Below are 1697 nucleotides of genomic sequence, written 5' to 3' on the forward strand. Positions count from 1 at the left end.
GAATTCGGCAACAAAGCCAGTTAGAGTCTCAAATTTTAACAATACCTACTCTTGCGTTTGTTCTGTTTTTATGTACTATTGACTAATATAAAAATTGAGATATTTCATTATGTTACCAACTAAACGAGTACTATTGGTCGACGATACAGAGGTTAATAATTTTATTCTTGCCGACATCTTAGCAAACATCGGAATAGATACCGTCAGCTGTACGACAACAGAAGAAGCTATTAACAAACTCAGTATGTATCATTTTGATTTAGTTATTACAGATATTGTTTTGCCTCATCAAGATGGCTACATTTTGGCGCAATATGTAGCATTTAAGTTTAACAATACTCTTCCTTTGATATCATCTTCTTCAGATGCGATAGAAAAGCACTATGAGCATTTGTTCAAATATCAAATATCTAAACCGTTTATAGCCACGGATGTAAAGACGAAAGTAGAGTTAGCGCTGAAGTTAGATAAAGAAGAAAACAGCAAATCAAACGAGTTGGTGGATTTATCTATTTATAAGGAAGAACTGTTATCAGTCACAAAGAATGACATAATTAGAGTACGTCATGCGCTAAAAAAACAAGATATCATTTCTGTTAGAAAAATAGTTCATCGAATGCATGGAGCGATCAATATGATTCTTCCAGAAAGTTATGCACTAATCATATTAAGCAACGTCAAAATATTAGCAAATTCGTTTGAAAGCATAGATGATAACTTTAAACAGAGTATTTTGGATTTTTTAGACGCTTTAAATCAAGTTTTGGATGAAGAATAGAGTTCTTTAAGTAGGCTCTGTGGCACACATTACGTTACCGTCATATCTCCAAAATCTATTCCTGAGCTTGATTCCATTTAGTAGTTTCGTCATAAACTACTTAATGGCTCAAGTACAATAACTCTTTGTTCAGCCTGATTCATCATTTATTTGGAGATGAGATAACCAAGTTGAAGAATCCTCAACCAAATAGACGCGAGCTTGTTATAACTACAGTTCTCACATCTTTCTTACTTTTTAAGGATCTACAAGACTTCATCATTCTGTTTTAGATTGACCAACACCTCTTACTATTCTTGGAAAAACCTCTGAGCTAAGGATGTAGAGGCAAATTTCAAATCCTCATTCTTAGGCGCACTGTTCAACACCTTACTAAGATTGTAAACGACTCAAAATACATGGTAGAGACAATAGAAAGTTAAAATACACGGAACCGATGGTAAGCGTCTAACCTAGCGTAAACTTTATCTTGCTCTGAATAGAAATTATCGTAACTGAACTAACACTTTCTGATGTGACGAATATGATAGAGTATACTAATTTAGCTAAGCAAACAAACCGAACCATTAGGAAAGCTTAGAGAGATAGCGAAAGCTATAAAAGGAAATATGACAGGGGGATATAGTGACGAATTCGACATCTCTACCCCACACGTGATAGTGTAGCTTTTCAGGAGCCCTCTCTTATTCAAGCAAAGCATCCTAAGAGCTCTGTGGCTAGAACATACAGAAAAAATAGAAGCATCATTACACTATGTATTGTGTAAAGCAACTACTATCCCCTCACTATGTAATGATATTTACCTTCATAAACCAAGTGTTACTTTCTATATTTTCAAAATACTTTGTAGGCATTGTAAATTCATCTTTACCATCTTTTAATGTTCTTAAGTAGTGACACACTTGTTCATTATTATTAC

The 1697-nt window shown here is 34.1% G+C and carries 1 protein-coding gene; it reads left to right on the forward strand.

What is annotated here, in order from left to right:
• Positions 1–133: 133 nt before the first annotated feature.
• Positions 134–778: a response regulator gene (locus tag HW45_RS04740; protein WP_160171200.1), complete on the forward strand. Its 645-nt coding sequence runs from the start codon at positions 134–136 to the stop codon at positions 776–778.
• Positions 779–1697 lie beyond the last annotated feature (919 nt).

It is taken from the genome of Vibrio sp. ER1A (assembly GCF_000733315.1).
Taxonomy (GTDB): Bacteria; Pseudomonadota; Gammaproteobacteria; order Enterobacterales; family Vibrionaceae; genus Vibrio; species Vibrio mediterranei.